The sequence below is a fragment of the Janthinobacterium kochi genome (assembly GCF_051380715.1).
Lineage (GTDB): Bacteria > Pseudomonadota > Gammaproteobacteria > Burkholderiales > Burkholderiaceae_D > Janthinobacterium.
This window is the reverse complement of record NZ_JBNYXO010000002.1, coordinates 130,155-150,751: the sequence shown is the minus strand read 5'-3', so window position 1 is coordinate 150,751 and position 20,597 is coordinate 130,155. Positions and strand designations below refer to the sequence as shown.

Genomic DNA, 20,597 nt, shown 5'->3' with positions numbered 1-20,597 from the left:
CCCGTTGCCTACCCTGTTTGCGCCGCATGCGCAACGCCATGCAACAATGTAAACAATGAAAACGTCCTGCGGTGATATGCTGCTGACTAGAACTGTTCATTTGCAACTATTTATATAACACCAGCAAAGAACGGCTTCAGCAAACCGGATCGCGATTACCGCATGGACAAGTACACACCTCGCACCTGGGGGCCGGGCGAACGCCCGACCTTGCCCGGGTCGCCCTCGATGCCCGAACATTCGACGCCCAAGCGTGTCGCGTATTTCATCGTCGGCCTGATCGTCGCGCTGACGGGGGGACTGGGCAACGGCCTGGTGACGGCCAATTTGCTGAATCTGCAAGGTTCGCTGGCCGCCTATGCCTACCAGATGCAGTGGCTGCCGGCCGCCTATGTGATGACCATCGTCTCCATGAATTTGCTGCTGGTGAAGTTCCGCCAGCAGTTCGGCCTGCGCCTGTTTACGGAAGCGTTCCTGGTGCTGTACGCACTGGTGACGTTCGCCCACTTGTATGCCAATACCTTGCCGTCGGCGATCGCCGTGCGTGCCGCGCATGGCATGGTGGGCGGCGCGCTGGGGGTGCTGGGCCTGTACTACACCTTGCAGGCGTTTCCCGCGCGGCACCGCCTGAAAGGCGTGGTGCTGGGCCTGGGCTTTGCCCAGCTGGCGCTGCCCTTGGCGCGCATCTTCACCTCCGAACTGCTGCAGATCGGCGAATGGCATGGCCTGTACCTGTTCGAACTGGGACTGGCCTTGCTGGCGCTGGGCTGCGTGCTGGCCCTGAAACTGCCGCCCGGAGACCGCGTGCAAACCTTCGAGCCGCTCGATTTCCTCACCTTCATCCTGTTCGCGCCCGGCGTGGCCCTGCTGTGCGCCGTGCTGGCGCAGGGGCGCACGGCGTGGTGGATGGAATCCGAGTGGGTGGGCGTATGCCTGGCGTGCTCCATCGTGCTGATCGCCGCCTCGCTGGCCATCGAGCATAACCGCGCGCGCCCGCTACTCAATACACGCTGGCTCACGACGGGCAAGATCGCCAAGCTGTTTTTATCGGTGCTGCTGTTTCGCATCGTGTTGTCCGAATCGACGGGGGCGGTCGGCTTTTTGCAGGCGCTGGGCTTGAACACGGACCAGATGCAGAACCTGTTCATCGTGGTCCTCCTGGGCAGCGTGGCGGGCCTGGTGGTCAGCGCGCTGACGATCAATCCGAAGACGCTGAACCGCTCGCTGATGTTCGCGCTGCTGCTGATCGCCGCCGGGGCGCTCATCGACGCGCACGCCACCAGCCAGACGCGCCCCGTCAACATGTATGTCAGCCAGTTCCTGCTGGCCTTTGGTGGCACGTATTTCCTCGGTCCCACCATGGTGGCCGGCATGGGTGCCGTGATCGCCGAACCGCGCAATCTGGTGAGTTTTTCCGTGATGTTTACCATGACCCAGAACCTGGGCGGCTTGCTCGGTTCGGCCATCGTCGGCACCATCCAGACGGCGCGCGAAAAATACCACTCCAGCTATCTGGTCGAGCACCTGACCATGCTCGACCCGCAGGTGGCCGCGCGCGTGCAGTCCGGTGCGGCAAGCTACGGCGGCGTGCTGATGGACCCCACCTTGCGCAGCGCCCAGGGCGTGGCGCGCCTGGGCGCCATCGCCACGCGCGAAGCCAATGTCCTCGCCTACAACGATGTTTTTTTGATGATCGCCGGCGTCGCCCTCGCTACTTTACTGTGGATGCTGCTCAGCCAGTCCTGGACCCGCATCACCACCGGCGCGCGCCGCCTGGCCGGCCCCGTGCGCGATGCGCAGACGGCCATGGCCATCGTCCCCATTACCAATTCGGAACCGAGCAATGACAGAAAATAACAGCACGCCGCCAGTATCTCCCACCGCACCCGCACCCGCCGCCCCTTCCATGGCACAGCCGGACCGGCGCCACCAGTGGCTGTCCGCGCTGGCCTTTGCTGCCGTGGCCCTGGTGGGCGTGCTGATCGTGTTGTACGCGTGGCGTTTGCCGCCGTTCACCAGCCCCATCGTGACGACGGAAAACGCCACCGTCCGCGGGCAGGTGACGATCATCGGCACGCAGCTGTCCGGCTATGTGGTGGAAGTGACGGTGCAGGATTTCATGGATGTGAAGGAAGGCCAGCTGCTGGTGCGCATCGATGACCGCATCTACCAGCAGCGCTACGAGCAGGCGCAGGCGCAGCTGGCGGCGCAGCAGGCGGCGCTGTTGAACTGGGCGCAGCAGAAGGCCAGCGCGCAGGCGGGCATTTCCGTCAGCGAGGCGGCCCTGGCCAACGCGGAAGCGCAGGCGCGCAAGGCCAGCGCCGACCTCAATCGCGTGGAGCAGCTGGTGGCTGACGGCTCGCTGTCGCAGCGCGAACACGACCAGTCGCGCGCCACGCAGGCGCAGATGGCCGCGGCGCTGGCGCAGGCGCGCGCCAATCTCGACATCGCCCAGCAAAGCGTGCAATCGGTGGTGGTCAACAAGCAGGCTTTGGCGGCGGCCGTGGCGAATGCGCAGGCGGCCGTCAAGGCGGCGAAGATCGACCTCGATAATACGCGCATCGTGGCGCCATCCGATGGGCAATTGGGCCAAGTGACGGTGCGTCAGGGCGCGTACGTGAATTCAGGTGCGCAGCTGATGGCGCTGGTGCCGCGCCAGATGTGGGTGATCGCCAATTTCAAGGAAACGCAAATGAACGGCGTGCAGGAGGGGCAGAGCGCCACCTTCCATGTCGACGCGCTCGACGGCGCCGTGCTGACGGGCCAGGTGGAGCGCATTTCGCCGGCCACCGGTTCCGAATTTTCCGTGCTGCCGGCCGATAATGCGACGGGCAACTACCTCAAAATTGCCCAGCGCATTCCCGTGCGCATCCGCATCGATGCGGGGCAGGCGAATGCGCGCCGCCTCGTGCCGGGCATGTCGGTGGTGGTCAGCGTCGACACGTCCGCCGTATTGAACGACTCGGCGGAGAATCCGGCGCCCCCGCCTGCGCCAAAGAAGGGCAAGCCATGAAGCGCCGTGTATGGCTGATGGCCGGCGTGCTGGCGCTGGCCGGCTGCGCCGCCAACGCGCCACCGCAGCCCGTCTCGGCCCTGCAACTGCCGTCCGGCTGGCGCGCGCCAGGCGAGGGCGGCGCAGTGTCCGCGCATGGCACACAGGTGGAACAGCTGTGGTGGCAAGCTTTCGGCGACCCCGTGCTAAGTGATCTGGTGGGTGCAGCGCTGGCGCGCAATGGCGACTTGCGCGTGGCGCGCGCTCGGGTGCAGGAATACCGCGCCCGTCTGGCGCAGGCCGATGCGAACCGCGCGCCCAACCTGGCGTTCGACGGCTCGCCGACGCGTACGCGCACCCTGGCGTCGAGCGGCAAGCCGTATGTGACTAATGTCTTCCAGGCCGAACTGCAGGCCAGCTATGAAATCGATGTGTGGGGCCGGCTGGGCAATCTGAGCGACGCGGCCGGCGAGAGCTACCGCGCCGAGCAGGCCAGCCTCGATGCGGCGGCCCTGTCGATCGCCGCCAGCGTGGCCACGGCCTACCTGAACCTGCGTGGACTCGACGCGCAGCTGGCGCTGACGCAATCGACCCTGCAGCTGCGCGAACAGTCGCGCGAGCTGGCGCGCAAGCAGTTCGAGGTGGGCTACAGTTCGCGCCTGGAGTGGCTGCAGGCGCAATCGGAATACCATGCGGCGGCCGAGCAGGTGCCGCAGCTGCAGCGGCAGATTTTTGAGCAGGAAAACGCGCTGGCCATCCTCGTCGGCGGCAGTCCCGGCGCCATCGCGCGCGGCTTGCCCCTGGCCGAGCTGGCGGCGCCGGCTGTGCCTGCCGGCCTGCCGTCCGAATTGCTGCGCCGGCGGCCCGACATCGCGCGCGCGGAACACAACCTGGCGGCCGCCAACGCCAGCCTGGCCGCCACGCGTGACCAGCTGCTGCCCTCGTTCAAGCTGACGGCCGTCGGCGGCGGGCAAGCGACGACCTTGACCGATTTCCTGCATGCACCCACCGCCCTGTGGCGCCTGACGGCGCTGGCGGCCGGCCCCCTGTTCGATGGCGGCAGGGTGCAGACGCAGACGGATGCGGCTGGCGCGCAGCGCGACCAGATGGCGTACGCGTATGAAAACGTGGTGAGGAACGCCTTCGCCGAAACGGAGAACAGCCTGGGCGCCATCTACCGGCTCAAGCAGCAAGCCGTGGAAAACGATGCGCGCCGCGCTACGGCGGCGGACACCTTGCGCATCGCGCACAACCGCTACCGCAATGGCTACGCTTCGTACCTGGAAGAACTCGACGCCCAGCGTACCCTGTACAGCGCCGACGTGGGGCTGCTGCAGCTGAAGACACGCATCCTCGTCGCCTCGGTCGACTTGTACCGGGCCATGGGCGGTGGCTGGTCGGGCAAGACGCAATAGGTGCGCGTGCCCGGCGCGATCGTTTGCCGCAGCCGGTGTAATATTCTGGCCAGGGAAAGCTGCGGCATGGTGCCAGCGGCTCCCGTCACGAACGAGGTTGTAACATGACGATTTTTGGCATAGGCATCCACATCCTGATCGCGGTATTTTTTGCGATTCACGTGGTGCGCAACGGGCAGCAGCTGTACTGGCTGCTCATTTTATTCATGTTCCCGCTGCTGGGCAGCGTGGTGTATTTCTTCGCCATCTACCTGCCCAATTCGCGCCTGCCGCAAGGTGCGCGCAAGGTCGCTTCGGTGGCCGTTCAGGTGCTCGACCCGAACCGGGAGTTGCGCGAGGCGAAGGCCGCCTTCGAGTACACGCCGACGGCGCAGAACCAGATGCGCCTGGCCAGCGCGCTGCTCGAAGCGGGCGATGCGCAGGAAGCGGCATCGACGTATGAAGCCTGCCTGCAGGGAGCGTTTTCATCGGATCTGGAAATTCGCCTGGGCGCGGCACGCGCCTACCTGGAATGCGCGCGTGGCGCCGAGGCCTTGACGCACCTGGAATTCATCCGCCGCACGGATATGCATTTCCGCCCCGAGATGGTGTCCCTGCTGACGGCGCGCGCGCTGGCGCAAAGCGGGCGACAGCAAGAAGCGAAGGCGGAGTTCGACAATGCACTGACGCGCTACAACAGTTTCGAGTGCCGCGCCGAGTGCGCGATCTGGGCGCTGCAGCAGGGCGACAAGGTGTTGTCGGAACGCCTGCTGCTCGATATCGACAGCGCCATGGCCCGCTGGAGCAGCCATACGCGGGCTATGTATGCGCCACTGCTGGCGCGCCTGGAGACGGCGCGCAAATAGTAGAAACACCTGGTAAAACCGTAGCGAGCGGATGGGAGTTGCGGTCGAGAAGCGGAGCTGTGCGAATGCACAGTGAGCATCGGAAACCGCAAATCGCGACGCGCAGTAGGGTTGAGCAGGTGTTTACACGCCAGGCACCGTATTTTTGCCTTCAACCAGTTTGTACCCCTTGCCATCGAAAGCGTAGCGCGCGTGACCATTCAAGGGCGTGGCGATGCGCGGCGGGTCTTGGTCCGGCTTGACCGTGGCGCCGGGCTTGATCTTTTCGGATGCGCCCGTGAAGTCGAGCAACAAGTCGTCGTAGGCGCCGCCGTTGCGCGCGGGTGCGAAGCGCCACTTGCCATCGACCATCCAGCACTCGTCCATGTCTGGCGTGCAGGCGCCCATATTGTCCGAGTACAGGTCCATGCCGCCATCGAGCGCGGTCACCTTGCCGTCGCCGATTTCAAACAGGGCCAGTTGCGTGATGGTGTAACCCTGGCCCGTATAGCCGTGGCGGATCGCCAGTCCCGGCTTGTTCGCACCCAGCATGACCCAGTGAACTTCACCAAGTTGCCCCGATGATCCCAGAGCGGCGATGTTTTCCAGCCGTTTCACGACTTGCCACTGGCCGTCTTCCGGCTGACCCTTGGGTGCCAGGAAAAAGACGTTCAACAGCCCCGACGAGGCGTGCGCTGATTCTGCCGTGCCTTCCGTGTTGGCCGTTTCCGCATTCGCCACCAGGATAGCGCGGCCATCGGGCAGCAGCCTGTGGCTGACGGCACTGACGACATAACTGAGTTTGTCGACATGGTTGTCCGGATCGGGCAGGTCGGCCAGCGCATCGTCGCTGTCGCCGCGGTAGTCCTTGCCGAAGACGGCACGCATCATGCCCGCCTCGCGCTTGCGCGCCTGGGGCGTGTTCATCTCTTCCGTCCTGGGTGCGGTGGCGGCCGGCGGCGGCACGTGCTCGGCCGATGCCGCATCGGCAGCGGCGGCGGGGATATCGGTTACCACGTCAGCTGCCAGCTCGGCGCTGGCGGGGGTGGTCTTGTCCGAGCAGGCGCCGAGCAGTGCGGATACCAGTAGCAGGACGAGCGGGGTGCGGTAATTCATAGGCAGGGCAGATTGCGTTCATGGAGAATGGGCGCAGTATGCCAGATAGATGGAAGCGAGGGAGCGCGGCCTGGCGGCCGGTCCCTCGCTTCCTTGCCCGCAGGGGGCGATTTTGCAATTCACCGTGGCGCTTATTTTTCCAGCGCCACCTTGTCATCGCGCCGCAGCGGCGCCTGCTGGCGGCGCAGTTTCGCCATGCCGCGCTTGAGCAGGTGCTCGAGGTCGTCGATGTAGGTGAATACGGCCGGCACCACCAGCAGGCTCAATAAAGTAGAGGTGATCAGGCCGCCGATGACGGTGATGGCCATCGGCGAACGGAAGCTGGGATCGGCGCCCCAGCCCAGCGCCAGCGGCATCATGCCGGCGCCCATGGCGATCGTCGTCATCAGGATGGGCCGGCTGCGCTTGTGGCAGGCGTCGACCAGCGCATCGAAGCGGTTCATGCCGGCCTGGCGCGCCAGGATTGCATAGTCGACCAGCAGGATCGAGTTCTTGGTGACGATCCCCATCAGCATGATCAGGCCGATCATCGACGGCATCGACAGGGCGCTGCCCGTGATCAGCAGCGCCACGAAGGCGCCGCCGATCGATAGCGGCAGCGCCGCCAGGATGGTCACCGGCTGCATGAAGTCCTTGAACAGCAGCACCAGCACGCAGTAGATGCACAGCACGCCGATCAGCATGGCCAGGCCGAAGCTGGCAAACAGCGAAGCCATTTCCTGCGCGTCGCCCAGTTCGGCGATCTTCACGGACGGCGGCAAATTCTTCATCGATGGCAGCGCGCGCGCTTCTTCATTCAATTCGCCAAGGGTACGCGAACCGAGTTCCACGTCGAGCGTCACGTTGCGGCTGCGGTTCAGGCGGTCGATCTGCGCCGGGCCGCTTTCCATCGTCACGCTGGCCACATTCGCCAGGCGCACGGGGCCATTCTTGCCGGGTACCGTCAGGCGCTCGATGGCGGCCAGGTCGGCGCGCACGCTGTTGGGCAGCTTGACGCGGATCGGCACTTGCCGCTCGGGCAGGTTCATTTTGGTGAGGTCCGTGTCGTAGTCGCCGGCCGTGGCCACGCGCACCGTCTCGCCGATGGCTGCCGCCGTCACGCCCAGGTCTGCCGCCTTGGCGAAATCAGGGCGCACGATGATTTCCGGGCGCACCAGCGAGGCGCTGGAATTGACGTTGCCGATGCCTTTCAGGCCGCGCAGTTCGCGCTCGACCTTTTGCGCCGCCGTCGTCAAAGCCACCGGGTCTTCCGAGCGCAGCACCAACTGCATCTTGACGCCCGTGTCGGGCGGTCCCACCGTGAAGCGGGCGCCGGGGATCGTATCGAGCTTGTGGCGCAGCTGCGTTTCCAGGCCCGCCATCGATTCCTTGCGCTCCGTGCGATGTACGGTGGTTAGAGTCAGCACGGCGCGGCGCGCCTCGGCCGCCGCGCCGGGGGCGAAGGCGTCGCCGCTGGAGCCGCCGCCTATCGAACTGAAGACGCCCTTGATGCCGGGCGTTTGCATGGCTGCATCGCGCGCCATGGCTGCCACGGCCTGCGTTTCGGCCAGGGTGGAGCCGGGCGGCAGTTCCAGGTTGATCTGCGTCTGCGCGCGGTCGGCGGCCGGCACGAAGCCCGTCGGCAGCAGCGGCACCAGCAGGATGGCGCCGACAAAGAACAGGGCCGCGGCGATGGCCGTGACGCCGCGGTGGTTCAGGCACCAGCGCATCACGTGCAGGTAGCGCGTCATCAGCCAGCCATCCTGTTCTTCCTTGTGCGGCAGCGGTTTCAATATGTAGGCGGCCATCATCGGCGTGAGCAGGCGCGCCACCACCAGCGAGGCCAGCACGGCCAGCACGGCTGTCCAGCCGAACTGCTTGAAGAACAGGCCGGGGATGCCGCTCATGAATGCTGTCGGCAGGAATACGGCCACCAGCGCGAAGGTGGTGGCGATCACCGCCATGCCGATTTCGTCGGCCGCTTCCATGGCCGCTTGCATGGGCGACTTGCCCATGCGCAGATGGCGCTCGATGTTTTCGATTTCCACGATGGCGTCGTCGACCAGCACGCCGACGACCAGTGCCAGCGACAGCAGGGTGACGGTATTGAGCGTGTAGCCGAACCAGTAGATGCCGAGGAACGCCGGCATCACCGACAGGGGCAGGGCGGCCGCAGCCACCAGGGTGGCGCGCCAGTCGCGCAGGAACCACCACACCACCAGCACGGCCAGCAGCGCACCTTCGTACAGCAGCTCCATCGAACCGTCGAAGTTTTCCTCGACGGGGAAGGCATTGTCGATCGACTGCTGCAGCACCACGTTGGGGTTTTCCTTCTGCAGGTCGGCGATGGCGTCGCGCGCGCCCTTGGCGACGGCCACTTCGCTGGCGCCCTTGGTGCGGAACACTTCAAAGGCGACGACCGTCCTGCCATCCTGCTCGGCCAGCGCGCGCGGTTCGGCGACCGTGTCGCGCACGCTGGCCACCTGGTCCAGGCGCACATGGCGGCCGTCCGGCAGCGGCACTTCCACGCGCGACAATTCATCGGCCGTCTTGACGGTGGCGATGGTGCGCACAGACTGCTCGGCGCCGCTGATGTCGCCCCTGCCACCAGGCGCTTCGCGCTGTACCAGGCGCAGCTGGCGCGAGACGTCGAGGGCAGACACTTTCAAGGCGGCCATGCGCGCCTCGTCGAGTTCCACCTGGATCTCGCGATAGACACCACCGACGCGGGTGACGGCGCCCACGCCGGGTACGGTCAAGAGGCGCTTGGCCACCGTGTTGTCGACGAACCAGGACAGGTCGGGAGCGTCGAGCGGGTTGTCCACGCCCCCTTTCGCCGTAGCGATAAAGGTCAGCACCACGCGTCCTGCCGTGGACGCCTTGGTGACGGTGGGGTCGCGCAGTTCGGCCGGCATGTCCGCCTTGACCCGCGCGACGGCATCGCGCACATCGTTGACGGCTTCGGCGATCTGCTTTTCCAGGATGAACTCGACGGTCACCGTGACGACGCCATCGAGCACCTTGGTGTAGATGTTTTTCACGCCTTGCAAGGTGGCGACGGAGTCTTCGATCTTGCGCGCCACTTCTGTTTCCAGCTGGGCCGGCGCGGCGCCGGGCAACACCGCGCTGACGGTGACGATAGGCAGTTCGATGTCCGGGAAATCCTGCACCGGATTGGCCTTGTAGGCCAGCAGACCGGCCAGGGTCAAGAGCGCAAACAGCATGATGGCCGGGATCGGATTCTTGATCGAGAGGGAGGAAAAGTTCATGGCCTCTCCTTACTTTTTCGCCGTGGCCGGCTTGGCAGCTGCTGCCACCGGGTTTTGCACCGGGGTTTGAACATTACGTACCAGATCGCCGTCATTGAGGAAGCCAGCGCCGCTGACGACGATCGTCGTGTCGGCCGTGATGCCGCTTACAATCTCGATGCGGTCGCTCAGGCGCCGTCCGGCCTGCACCTTGATCTGGCTGACCCGCTGGTCGGCATTCAGGCGGAAGACATAGCTGAAGCCATCGCGCACGGCAATCGCCTGCTGCGGCACCGTCAGCGCGCCCGAGGTCCCCAGTTCAAATTCGCCGCTGGCGTACATGCCGGCCTTGAACGGCGCATTGTTGCCCGTGCTGGCCGGCAGGTCCACGTAGACGAGGGCGTAACGCGTCTGTGGATCGACGGTAGGGGCGATCATGCGCACCTTGCCCGTCAAGACGCTGCCATTGGCCGCCTTGACTTGCGCCAGCGTGCCCTGTTTCAGGTTCAGCAGCTCGGTGGCCGTCACTTCGGCGCGCCACTCGAGGCGGCCCTGGCGGATCATGCGGAACAGCTCCGTGCCAGCGCCCACGACGGAACCGACGGTGGCCGAACGCGAGGAGATGATGCCGCTGTCAGGCGCCACCACTTGCGTGTATTTCAGGCGCAGCTGCTGCGACGCCAGCTGCGCCTTGGCAGATGCAATGCGCGCATTGGCCGTCTGTTCGGCCGTCAGGTACTGGCTGATCTGCTGCGCGCTGATGGCGCCCGTGCTTTGCAGCGAGCGGGCGCGCTGGGCGTTGGCTGCCGCTTCGGCCGCATTCGCTTCCGCTTCCAGCAGCGCCGCTTTCGCCTGCGCCACGTCGGCGTTGACCGTGTCGTTCGAGAACACGGCCAGCACCTGGCCTGCGCGCACCACGTCGCCGACATTCACGCGCACATCCGTCAGGCGCAAGCCATTCGATTCGCTGCCGATGACGGCTTCCTGCCAGGCGGCCACGTTGCCGTTGGCCTTCAGCTTGATGGGCAGGCTGGCCGTTTGCGGCTTGGTTGTGGTGACGGTGAGCGCAGGCTTTTGTGCCGCGTTTTTATCCTTGGCATCGTCGGCGGCCGTGGAGGAAGGGGAGTACAGCGCCACGCCGGCGCCCAGAATCAAGCAAAGGGCGGCAAGGGCGAGCGCCATCGGTTTCAAGGTCATTTTTTTCATGTTGTCGTATCCGTCAGGGTGCGTTGTGAGCGATGGCGTTGGCGCTGCTGTTGTTCCAGCCACCGCCGGCGGCGCGGTACAGCGCCACCCAGGCGGCGCTGCGTTCGCGCTCCAGGTTGACCACGGTGTTTTCGGCGGCCAGGCGCGTGCGGCGCGCGTCTTCCAGTTCGATCAGGCTGGCCAGGCCATTCTTGTAGCGGTCCTCGGTGGCGACAAACGACACGCGGTAACCTTCCAGGGCCGTTTTGGCGTGGCCGCTGCGCGCGTCCGTGCTGGCCAGGTTGACTAGCGCCTCTTCCACTTCGCGCACGGCCTGGCGCACGCCGGCGCGGTATTTCACCACCGCTTCGTCATAACGCGCCGTGGCCGCATCGACCTGGGCGCGGCGGGCGCCGCCATCGAAGATAGGCAGGCTGACGGCCAGCGGCCCGATGCTCCAGGTGCTGGCCGTGATGCTGTCGCCGCCGGAGCGGATATTGCCCTTGCCGATGGAGCCGGCCAGGCTCAGACGCGGATAGCGCTGCGCCTGAGCGCCGCGTACTTCGAAGCTGGCCGCCGCCACTTCGCGTTCGGCGCTGTAGATGTCGGGACGCTGGCCCAGGGTTTGCGCCGGCAGTTGCGCAATCGCTACGGGCGAGGGCGCAACAAAGGGGCTGGCCGCCAGCTTCTGGCGCAGCGACGCTTCCGGCATAGCCGACAGGGCCACCAGCGCCTTGACATTCACATCGCAGGCGGCGCGCTGTTCGATGGCGCGACTGGCACCTTCGGCGGCGCTGGCGCGGGCCAGGGCGGCGTTGGCGGGCGGCTGGAAACCGGCACCGGCACTCAGTTCCGTCAGGCGTGCCGAGTCGCGGCGCGAGACGGCATCCTGTTCGGCCACTGCCTGCAGTTGCTGGCAGGTGCGCAAGGCGTAGTACTGGTTCGCCACTTCGGCGGCGACCGAGACGCGGGCTTCATGCCAGCCGGCGCGCGCGCTGTCGTAGCGCTCCTGCGCCGCATCGCGCGTGGCGCGCTTGGCCCCAAACACATCGATTTCCCACGACGCTTGCAGGGCCGCCTGCGAGGTGGTGCCGCCCGGCTGGGCCGATTGCTGGCTGGTGCGCACCACGCTGCCTGTCGCGTCGAGGGTGGGCGCCAGCGCGGCACCACTGGCGATGCTGTCAGCGCGCGCCTGCACGATGCGCGTGCCGGCGGCGGCGACGGTGGGGCTGACCTGTTGCGCGTCGGTGATCAATTCCACCAGCAGGCTATCGCCCTGGCCCTGCCACCAGCTGGCCAGGTCGGTCAGCTTGCCGTTATGCGGCAGCGGCGCCTGCCACTGCGCGGGTGCGCCGGGTGCCACCGCTGCGGGCGGCCCCTGCAAGGCGCAGCCGCCCAGCGCCAGCACGATGCTGGCGGCCAGGGCGCGTTGAACGGTGCATCGAATAGTCGTCATGCTGGTCCTTCTGCTTGTCGTTGATCGGTGGGAGTAGAGGGAGGAAGGGCCAGGCGCCGGCGCTCCACGTCGGCCATGGCCAGTGCGTAGTCGGTCATGCGCGCCAGCCAGATGTCGATCGCGTGCGGCGATTCCAGCAATTGCGGACGTAAGGTTTGCAGCACCTCGGCGCCCACCATGTGCTGCAGGGCCAGCGAGGCGATGGAAAACGCCAGGCGGTGCATGTCGTCGCTGTTGTCGGGCGCGCCCAGGTGGCGCGCCAGCACGCGCGTGAGCGCCTCGTGTTCGGCACGGATGTTCTGGTCGACCTCGCGTGCCCACAGGCCTGTCGGTTCGAGCATTTCGCGGCACCACAGGCGCATGCAGTCGCGCGCGATTTCTCCCTGCTGCATGGGGGCGAGCAATTGCGCATAAAAGCCTTCCAGGCTTTGGCGCAGGGTGAAATGGGGCTGCTCGTACAGGGCGATATTGTCTTGTGGATTAGATAATTGATGGGAGAAGGCGGCGCGGTACAGGCCCGCCTTGTCGCCAAAATAGTAGCTGATGGCGGCCGCGTTGGTGCCTGCCGCCTGCGCCAGTTCGCGCGTGGAGGTTTTGGCGTAGCCTTGCTCGGCAAACAGGCGGATGGCGCTATGCAGTAGCCGCTCGCGCGACTGTTCTCCATCGGAACGGGGCTTGCGTCCGTCGTCGGCGTGGGGAGTGGGGATGGCGTTTTTTTCAATCATGCCGGAGATTTAATCACATATCTCAAACGATTGATATAACTAAATCGTTTGATTTAGTTAAGGAAAGATGAAGATGCGTGGAAAACGCAGGCAAAAAAAAGCCCGCGTACTAGCGCGGGCTGAATCCAATGTTCAGGGAACGAATTGGAGGAGACAGTTCCACTATAGCGCTGAAAATGGTGCGGTGCAATACCGTAGAACTACGGTATCGATCTACGTCAGTTGGCAAAATATCCAGAGTTTATGCTGCGGCGCACCCGAATCAGGGCTTGCTGCGCAGGGCCAGCGTAAACGTGCTGCCGGAGCCGTAGTCGCTATTGAAGAACAGGGCGCCGCCGATGGCGTTGGCCAGGTTCTGGCACAGGTACAGGCCCAGCCCCGCGCCCTCCACGTGGCGCGTGGAGGTGGAATCGAGCTGCGAGAAGGCCTGGAACAGCTTGGCCTGGTCTTCTTCCCTGATGCCGGCGCCGCTGTCGGCGATACTCATTTCCGTCACCAGCACGCCGTCTTCTTCGCGCTGGGATAGGCTGATGCGCACCGTGCCCTGTTCCGTGAACTTGATGGCGTTGTTGAGCAGGTTGATGAGGATTTGCGTCAGCGCGCGGCGGTCCGTGTCGATGATGGCGGGCGGCTGGCCCGCTTCGCCCAGTGCCATTTCCAGCGCCAGGCCCTTTTGCTGGGCCAGGGGGCGCAAGGTGTCGGCCACGTCGGCCATCAGCTCCTGGCAGTGCACGGGCTCGATCGACAGGGTCAGCTTGCCCGCTTCGATCTTGGCCACGTCGAGGATGTCGTTGATCAAAGAGAGCAGATGGCGCGCGCTGGCGCGGATGGTATTGAGTTGTTTGTCCTGGTCGGACGTCAGGGGGCCGGGCAGTTTCATCAGCAGTGCGCCGGTAAACCCGATGATGGCGTTCAGGGGCGTGCGCAATTCATGCGACATATTGGCGATGAAGGCCGACTTCATGCGACTCGCCTCGGCCAGTTCCAGGTTTTTCAGGGCGATTTCGCGGTTGATGGTTTCCAGTTCGGCCGCATGGTGCGCCAGGCGCATGTTCAATTCGATCACCTGGCGTTCACGCGCCTGCAGTTCGCCGTTGACCTGCACTGCCTGCTCATACGTGGAAATGAGCAAATCGAGGATTTGCTGGCGCTCTGCATTGATGAAGTGCTTCTGGTCGCCCAGGTACAGGGCGATGCCGATTTCCACATTCTGGTTCTTGCGCAGCTTCTGGTTCATCAGCATGTGGCTGATGCGGTTGAGCAGGTAGTCTTCCGCATACGGCTTGCGGATGAAATTGTCGGCGCCGCATTCGATGCCGCGGATGATGTCCTTCGGGTCGTTGAGCGAGGTGACGAGGATCACGGGAATGTCGCGCAGGGTCGGATCGGACTTGATGGCGCGGCACAGGTCATAGCCATTCATTTCAGGCATGACGATATCGGACAGCACCAGGTGCGGTTTGCGCTCGCGGATGGCGGCCAGGGCCAGCTGGCCATTCGCCGCCACGCGCGCGTTGTAGTGCAGCGACTGGATCAGGCGGCGCAATCGCTCCGCCTGGGTCGGGCTGTCCTCAACGATCAGGATCTCGATTTCGTCAGGCTTGATTTGATTGCTGGAGTCCACAGACCTCTCCTAGAATTTCAGTGTGGTGATGCTGGGCGCGGTGAGCGCGCAATATCGACATCGTACGACTATATCGGATTTAGGTCTGCAAAAGTAACTTCCAGGTAACTATTTTGGCCACAGGGAATGCGGTGGCCGCCTGTCAGTTTTCGCCCTGGAACTGGCCTGCGCGATACGTCAGCACCAGCGTATCGCGGTGGCCATGCTCGCCGATGGGCTGGATCGGCGTCGATTCGTGGATCACGGCCGCATCGTCGAGCAGCAGCAGCGACCACGGCTCGGTCAGGGTAAAACGCTTGCCGTTGGGGCCATTGGCTTCGAAGATGCGTGTCTCGCCGCCCTTGACCTGTTCGCGTCCGATCAGCAGCACGGCGACGAAATCGACGCCGTCGCGGTGCGCGCCTTCCGGCGTGGGGCGGCCGATGCCATCGGTCGTATCGATGCGGAACTGGTGTGCCTCGATGAACCACGGCTGGCTGCCCTTGACCTGCGAGCAGGCGTCGCCCAGCGCGCGGAGCAGCTGTTGCCAGGCCGGCTGCGCGACGATGGCCGGCTCGACCGGCTCGAACAGGCGGTGCATACCGCCGTGCAGGGCGTTGTATTCCACCGGTTGCCAGTGCGGACGGTGCGCCGTCTGCGTCAGGCGCGCGCCATCCTGTACGAAGCATGAGTGGCGCCGGCGGCGATAGCGGCCGCCATCTTTCAGGTAATTGTCCAGCGCCAGCGCGTTCCAGCTCGGTTCGAGCGCGCGCAGCGCGGCCAGCGGGCAGCCGGCCAGCGCCGCCACGTCCTGCGGGCGCAGGACGGCATAGCCGTCATCGCGCAAGGCGTCCTTGACGTGGGACGGGTCGGTAAAGATCGGTGCGGAAGTGCTCATGGCGGTGCGGGCCGGAACGCGGCCTGTATCAGTTTATCCAGCCTGGCATTCTACGACTTCGCGGCAACTCTTGTGTTACCTCCGCCAGGAATTATGCTTGTTGCGTTAAAAATTCTTTACCAGGGTCATACGCAGCGAGCGCGATTCCACCGGATGGAAGTGGATATCGTCAACCGGCTGCGCCTCGCCGGGCAGGCGCGAAGCATAGTAGTAATCGATGGCCGAGTCGCGCCGGTTGGCCAGGTTGTAGCCTTCGACCTCCACGCGCAAGGTCTTGTCGATCTGGTAGGCGATGCGCCCGTTCAAGCCCACGCTGGCCGACGAACGGACGCTGTTGTCTTCAATCAGGGGGCGCGGACCGAAGTAGCGCAGGCGCAAAGAGCCCGACCATGGCCCGCGCGGCGTCACCGTCATGGCCAGCTGGGCCACGCCTTCGATGGCGCCGGGGATGAAGTCGCCCGCCGGGTCGCTGCCGCGCGAGCGTGCCCGCGCATACGCCAGGTCCAGGTCCAGCGACAGCCAGCTGGCCGCCTTGTAGTAGCTGGAAAACTCGATGCCATAGCGGCGGCTGGGGCGGCCCGCCTCGGTGGCGCCGGCGTCGCCGATGAACAGCAGCTCGGAATCGAAGTCCAGGCGGTACAGCGACAGCGACGTTTGCAGGCCGGCGATGGCGGCGCTGCGCAAGCCCAGTTCCAGGGCCCGCGAGCGCACCAGGGGCGTGACCTTGTCGGCCGCTTCGCCCGTCTTCGGGTCGAGCGTGATCGTCGTGCCGCGCGCGTCGTTGCTGTGAAAACCATTGCCGATGTTGATATACGCTTCCGTGTCGCGCCACGGACCGGCGATCACGCTCAGGCTGGGGCTGAACAAATGGTCGCTGGCTTGCCCTGAGTTGGCGGCGCGGTCGCTGCGCACGTCGAAGCGGTAGGCGTCCGCGCGCAGGCCGGCCACGGTGCGCAGCGACCGCGACCAGCGCGTACTGTTTTCACCATACACGCCGATGCTGGTTTCGACGATATGGTCTTGCCGCGTGGTCGATACGATCTGGCGCTGGCGCGTGTTGTACAGGCCATTGTGGATATTGTCGTGCTGCAGCTGCAGGCCGATGGTGGTGTCGCTGCTGCCCCTGTCCGTGTGGCGGTGCCAGGTGTGGCTGGCATCGAGGCCGGATGTCACGCGCCGGTCGGGCTGGGCGAACTGGTCGCCGTTATCGGGGTCGTCCAGCTCATACGTAAAATTCGAAAACAGGGCCAGGCGGTTGGCGATCACATACGCGCTGACCTTGGACGACACGTCGTCCGTGCTCCGGCGCCAGGCGCCCGACAGGCTGTAGCGCTGCGCCTTGCCGCCGTCGCTGGCATCGATGGCGTCGAAGCGGCCCAAGGTGCCGTCCTGCACGGCGCGCAGCGCAATCTGGTCGGTGGCACGCCAGCTGGCGTCATACGCCATGGCCGTGACGTTGAAGCCGTTGTTGGCATAGCCTTGACTGTAGCGCAGCACGCCATTGAGCTTGCGGTAGCGGTCCGGCTGCGTGAACGGGCCATCGTTATGCTGCGCTTCGAGCGCGTATAGCAGGCTGCCGTCGCCCGCGTCAAACGAATCGGCCAGCAGGGCGCGGCGAAAGCCGTTTTGCCCGATGCCCGCGCTGGCGATACCTTGCGTCAGGCGGTTCGCATAGATGATGGAGGCTGCTCCCGCCGAGGAAAAATCGCCTTGCGCCGCCGAATAAGGGCCCTTTTTGTAGTCGAGGCGCATGGCCAGTTCGGGGATCAGGAAGTTCAGGTCCGTCCAGCCCTGGCCGTGGCCATGGCTGCGCTGGTTGACTGGCATCTCGTCAACGGTGGTACGCAAGTCCGTGCCGTGATCGAGGTTGAAGCCGCGCAGGTAGAACTGGTTGGCCTTGCCCTCGCCGCTATGCTGGCTGACGATCAGCCCCGGCACGGCTTCGAGCAATTCGCCGGGCCGGTAGCTGGTGCGCGCGTCGAGTTGCTGTTGCGTGACGCTGCCCGCGTTGGCCGAATCGGCCACGCCCAGCTGGTTCAGGCGCGAACCGTCGACCAGCACGCGCTGGAAGATGTCGTCGGCGTGGGCGGCGCCTGGAAACAGGACGGCGAGGAGGAGGGGAAGGTAGCGTGGCGTCATGAGTGTCTGGGTGTGGCGGCGGTCTGCCGGTGTTCAGCGGATCGGCAGTTCCGTGTTCTGGCGGTCGAAAATCAGCGTCTGGATGCTGCCGCTGTCCTGCACGTTGAGGGTATTTCTTTGGCTGGGCAGGAAATCGATCAGCAGCTGGTTGTGGATGCGCGTGGCGGGGGCCAGGCGCGTGTGCTCGATCTCCTGGAAGATCACCACGTTGTCGGCATTGACCTTCATGCCGACCCAGCTCAGGCGCAATCGCTTGCCGTCCGGCGCCACGAGGTAAAACTGTTTCTCGACATAGCGGCGCAGGGCCGCTTCGCTGTCTTCCTGGCCCAGGTCGAACTGGCGCTGGTACAAATTTGTCAGCAGCGCCTCGACGTCGTGGCCCGTGTAGGTGTGTACCACTTCCGTGCTGCCGCTGGCCGCGTTATAGCTGATGTCGGCGATGCCCATGTGGAAATTGTGCGCGCCGGCTGCCATGCTGGCGCAGGCCAGCAGGGCGGCGGCCAGCGCGCGCCAGCGCTTCATGCCTCGTCGCCCTTGGCCGGGCCGCCATTCTTGCCTTTCAACGGCGTATGAAAGTCGCGCATCAGGTTATCCTTGGGTGATTTTTCGCTCTTGAACAGTTCCAGGCGCGATGGCGTGATTTTTCGCGGCCAGCTATTGTTGCTGGTGTCGATGTCGGCCGTTTCCCAGTACGGGTCCTGCACCATGCCCACCATCGGTTCATCGGTGATGACGACCTTGGTGATTCTCTTCGGCGAGTAGCGCCACACTTCGGCCGGCACGCGCTCGACGTACTTCTTGCCGCTTTTCAGTTCGATCTCGAGGATCAGAGGCATGACCATGCCGCCCAGGTTCGACAGGTCGACCAGGTACAGGTGCTTGCCCTGTTTCAGCAAGTCCTTTTCCCACGGTTCCAGGCCGGCCAGCGCTTCGGCATAGCTGTTGCGGTCCTTGTTGGTTACCGTGAAATCGTCGTGCTGGTTGTAGAAATCCTTCAGTTCCGGATGCGCATCGACGCGGCGCGGCATGCCCTTGTTGGCGCGGCTCGTGACCGATTCCGGCTGGGCATCCTTTTGCGCCTTTTTCCAGGCTTTTTCCGTTGCCGGATCTTTTGAACTCACGCCGTATTCGCTGATGCCGTCGATGCTGATGTCGACCGGGTCGGTGGTATAGAACCAGCCGCGCCAGAACCAGTCCAGGTCCGTGCCGGAGGCGTCTTCCATGGTGCGGAAAAAGTCGGCGGGAGTCGGGCGCTTGAACTTCCAGCGCTGCGCATACTCCTTGAACGCGTAGTCGAACAGTTCGCGCCCGAGGATGGTTTCGCGCAGGATGTTCAGGCCCGCCGCCGGTTTGGCGTAGGCGTTGTTGCCGAACTGCAGCAGCGATTCGGAGTTCGTCATGATCGGCACCTGGTCGCGGCTACGCATGTAGTCGACGATCTCGCGCGGTTCGCCGCGCGAGGCCGGATAGTTCTCTTCCCACGCCTGCTGCGCCAGGTATTGCACGAAGGTGTTCAAACCTTCATCCATCCACGTCCATTGGCGCTCGTCCGAGTTGATGATCATCGGGTAGTAGTTGTGACCCACCTCGTGGATGATGACGCCGATCAGCCCATATTTGGTGCGCTTGGAGTAAGTCAGCTCGCCTGTCTTTTTGTCTTTCACCGGACGGGGGCCGTTGAACGAGATCATCGGATACTCCATCCCGCCCACGGGGCCGTTGACGGAGATGGCCGTCGGATACGGGTAGTCGATGCTGTATTTGTTGTACTGTTCGATGGTGTGCACGATGGCTTGCGTGCTGTACTTTTCCCACAGCGGGTTGCCCTCTTTCGGATAGTAGGACATGGCCATCACATCGCTGCCGCCCTTCTTGTAGCCCTGCGCATCCCAGATGAACTTGCGGCTCGAGGCCCAGGCAAAGTCGCGCACGTTGGCCGCCTTGAAGTGCCAGGTCTTTTGCGCGCGGCTGACGGATTTTTCGGCCGCCTCAGCTTCTTTTTGCGTGACGATGATGACGGGCTTGTCGCTGCTGCGGGCCTTTTCCAGGCGCTCGCGCTGCGCGTTGGAGAGCACGTCTTGCGGGTTTTGCAGTGCGCCCGTGGAGGCGACGATATGGTCGGCAGGAACCGTCAACTGCACGTCGTAGTCGCCAAATTCCAGCGTGAATTCGCCGGAACCGAGGAACTGCTTGTGCTGCCAGCCGGCCGCGTCGTAGTAGGCCGCCATGCGCGGGAACCACTGCGCCACTTCGAACAGGGCGTTCTTGTCGTCGAAGACTTCATAGCCGGCGCGCCCGCCCAGCACCTTCTGTTCATTGATGCGGTAATCCCAGTCGATCTGGAAGACGAAGTCCTGGCCCGGTTTCAAGGGCTGCGGCAGGTCGATGCGCATCATGGTGCGGTTCACTACATATTTCAAAGGCTGGCCATCCGCGCCTTTCAAGGCGCGGATATGGAAGCCGCCCTGGAAGTCGCCGCGCGCCAGGATGCCGCGCAAGCCTTCGAACTTCATCGTCTCGTCGCCCGCCGTTTTGGCCCACGCCTGGCGCGAAGGCGCCGTGGTCATGCGGCGCGCGTCGGAATCGGGCTTGTAGATATTCTGGTCCAGCTGCACCCACAGGTAGCCGAGGGTGTCGGGCGACTGGTTGTGGTAGGTGATGCTGCCGCTGCCGGCGATCTCGCGTTTGGCTTCGTCCAGGGTGGCGCGGATCGTGTAGTCGGCGCGCTGCTGCCAGTAGGCGTGGCCCGGCGCGCCGGACGCGGTGCGGTAGGTATTCGGGGTGGGCAGTACTTCTTCGAGCTGGCGGAACTTGTCGTCGAATGGTTCGGCGGCGAAAGCCGACACGGTAAAGCAGAGAGCCAACGAGGCTACGGAGCCGAAAGGTATGCGCATGGTCACCCTGATGTTGTTGTAAGGAAATAGTGGCAACTATTCTATACGCAGGGTGGTGTCATCCTTGTATCGATTTGTAATAAAGAAAGGCAGATTTTGCGCCAGCTTTTGCCTGACGCTGTC

At 64.5% G+C, this 20,597-nt stretch carries 14 protein-coding genes; 4 read left to right on the top strand and 10 right to left on the bottom strand.

What is annotated here, in order from left to right; all coding sequences use genetic code 11:
• Nucleotides 1-162 precede the first annotated feature (162 nt).
• The 4 genes from ACQ4WL_RS05035 (at nt 163) to ACQ4WL_RS05020 (ending at nt 5,252) form a co-directional block, all read left to right on the top strand.
• Entirely contained in the window at nt 163-1,857 is a 1,695-nt protein-coding gene (locus ACQ4WL_RS05035) for an MFS transporter (protein WP_436508497.1), read from the top strand.
• Nucleotides 1,844-3,013 carry an HlyD family secretion protein gene (locus ACQ4WL_RS05030; protein ID WP_436508496.1) on the top strand — a complete coding sequence of 390 codons (1,170 nt, stop codon included), beginning with the start codon at nt 1,844-1,846 and terminating at the stop codon, nt 3,011-3,013. The genes ACQ4WL_RS05035 and ACQ4WL_RS05030 overlap by 14 nt, the downstream gene beginning before the upstream one ends.
• Entirely contained in the window at nt 3,010-4,407 is a 1,398-nt protein-coding gene (locus ACQ4WL_RS05025) for an efflux transporter outer membrane subunit (RefSeq protein WP_436508495.1), read from the top strand. The genes ACQ4WL_RS05030 and ACQ4WL_RS05025 overlap by 4 nt, the downstream gene beginning before the upstream one ends.
• Nucleotides 4,408-4,511: 104 nt before the next feature.
• Entirely contained in the window at nt 4,512-5,252 is a 741-nt protein-coding gene (locus tag ACQ4WL_RS05020; RefSeq protein ID WP_436508494.1) for a tetratricopeptide repeat protein, read from the top strand.
• Between the two features lie 123 nt (nt 5,253-5,375).
• Here the strand turns inward: ACQ4WL_RS05020 and ACQ4WL_RS05015 are convergent, their stop codons facing one another.
• From ACQ4WL_RS05015 to ACQ4WL_RS04970, 10 genes are all read right to left on the bottom strand, one after another.
• Nucleotides 5,376-6,347: a hypothetical protein gene (locus tag ACQ4WL_RS05015; RefSeq protein ID WP_436508492.1), complete on the bottom strand. Its 972-nt coding sequence runs from the start codon at nt 6,345-6,347 to the stop codon at nt 5,376-5,378.
• A 131-nt stretch (nt 6,348-6,478) separates the two neighbouring features.
• The gene (locus tag ACQ4WL_RS05010; RefSeq protein ID WP_436508490.1) at nt 6,479-9,595 is read right to left on the bottom strand and encodes an efflux RND transporter permease subunit; all 3,117 of its coding nucleotides are present in this window, start codon (nt 9,593-9,595) and stop codon (nt 6,479-6,481) included.
• A 9-nt stretch (nt 9,596-9,604) separates the two neighbouring features.
• Entirely contained in the window at nt 9,605-10,780 is a 1,176-nt protein-coding gene (locus tag ACQ4WL_RS05005; RefSeq protein WP_436508489.1) for an efflux RND transporter periplasmic adaptor subunit, read from the bottom strand.
• 13 nt (nt 10,781-10,793) lie between these two features.
• Nucleotides 10,794-12,215: an efflux transporter outer membrane subunit gene (locus ACQ4WL_RS05000; RefSeq protein WP_436508488.1), complete on the bottom strand. Its 1,422-nt coding sequence runs from the start codon at nt 12,213-12,215 to the stop codon at nt 10,794-10,796.
• Nucleotides 12,212-12,940 (bottom strand): CerR family C-terminal domain-containing protein, encoded by a 729-nt coding sequence (locus ACQ4WL_RS04995; protein WP_436508486.1) that lies wholly within the window; start codon nt 12,938-12,940, stop codon nt 12,212-12,214. The genes ACQ4WL_RS05000 and ACQ4WL_RS04995 overlap by 4 nt, the downstream gene beginning before the upstream one ends.
• 262 nt (nt 12,941-13,202) lie before the next feature.
• Nucleotides 13,203-14,564, bottom strand: coding sequence for a hybrid sensor histidine kinase/response regulator (locus ACQ4WL_RS04990; protein ID WP_436508485.1), 1,362 nt, complete (start codon nt 14,562-14,564; stop codon nt 13,203-13,205).
• Between the two features lie 142 nt (nt 14,565-14,706).
• Nucleotides 14,707-15,441 carry a 2OG-Fe dioxygenase family protein gene (locus tag ACQ4WL_RS04985; protein ID WP_436508484.1) on the bottom strand — a complete coding sequence of 245 codons (735 nt, stop codon included), beginning with the start codon at nt 15,439-15,441 and terminating at the stop codon, nt 14,707-14,709.
• A gap of 105 nt (nt 15,442-15,546) precedes the next feature.
• Entirely contained in the window at nt 15,547-17,580 is a 2,034-nt protein-coding gene (locus ACQ4WL_RS04980) for a TonB-dependent receptor (protein ID WP_436508483.1), read from the bottom strand.
• A gap of 33 nt (nt 17,581-17,613) precedes the next feature.
• A complete protein-coding gene (locus tag ACQ4WL_RS04975; RefSeq protein ID WP_436508481.1) occupies nt 17,614-18,102 on the bottom strand; it encodes a DUF6702 family protein in 489 nt (162 codons plus the stop codon).
• Nucleotides 18,099-20,474, bottom strand: a complete 2,376-nt coding sequence (locus ACQ4WL_RS04970; RefSeq protein WP_436508480.1) for a M1 family metallopeptidase — start codon at nt 20,472-20,474, stop codon at nt 18,099-18,101. The genes ACQ4WL_RS04975 and ACQ4WL_RS04970 overlap by 4 nt, the downstream gene beginning before the upstream one ends.
• Between the last annotated feature and the right edge of the window lie 123 nt (nt 20,475-20,597).

Excerpts from the sequence above, each read along its gene's own strand:
- ACQ4WL_RS04995 (WP_436508486.1), bottom strand. The coding sequence starts at position 12,940 with ATGATTGAAAAAAACGCCATCCCCACTCCCCACGCCGACGACGGACGC.
- ACQ4WL_RS04970 (WP_436508480.1), bottom strand. The coding sequence starts at position 20,474 with ATGCGCATACCTTTCGGCTCCGTAGCCTCGTTGGCTCTCTGCTTTACC.
- ACQ4WL_RS04985 (WP_436508484.1), bottom strand. The coding sequence starts at position 15,441 with ATGAGCACTTCCGCACCGATCTTTACCGACCCGTCCCACGTCAAGGAC.
- ACQ4WL_RS05020 (WP_436508494.1), top strand. The coding sequence starts at position 4,512 with ATGACGATTTTTGGCATAGGCATCCACATCCTGATCGCGGTATTTTTT.
- ACQ4WL_RS05005 (WP_436508489.1), bottom strand. The coding sequence starts at position 10,780 with ATGAAAAAAATGACCTTGAAACCGATGGCGCTCGCCCTTGCCGCCCTT.
- ACQ4WL_RS05015 (WP_436508492.1), bottom strand. The coding sequence starts at position 6,347 with ATGAATTACCGCACCCCGCTCGTCCTGCTACTGGTATCCGCACTGCTC.
- ACQ4WL_RS05025 (WP_436508495.1), top strand. The coding sequence starts at position 3,010 with ATGAAGCGCCGTGTATGGCTGATGGCCGGCGTGCTGGCGCTGGCCGGC.
- ACQ4WL_RS04975 (WP_436508481.1), bottom strand. The coding sequence starts at position 18,102 with ATGAAGCGCTGGCGCGCGCTGGCCGCCGCCCTGCTGGCCTGCGCCAGC.
- ACQ4WL_RS05030 (WP_436508496.1), top strand. The coding sequence starts at position 1,844 with ATGACAGAAAATAACAGCACGCCGCCAGTATCTCCCACCGCACCCGCA.
- ACQ4WL_RS05000 (WP_436508488.1), bottom strand. The coding sequence starts at position 12,215 with ATGACGACTATTCGATGCACCGTTCAACGCGCCCTGGCCGCCAGCATC.
- ACQ4WL_RS04980 (WP_436508483.1), bottom strand. The coding sequence starts at position 17,580 with ATGACGCCACGCTACCTTCCCCTCCTCCTCGCCGTCCTGTTTCCAGGC.
- ACQ4WL_RS05035 (WP_436508497.1), top strand. The coding sequence starts at position 163 with ATGGACAAGTACACACCTCGCACCTGGGGGCCGGGCGAACGCCCGACC.
- ACQ4WL_RS05010 (WP_436508490.1), bottom strand. The coding sequence starts at position 9,595 with ATGAACTTTTCCTCCCTCTCGATCAAGAATCCGATCCCGGCCATCATG.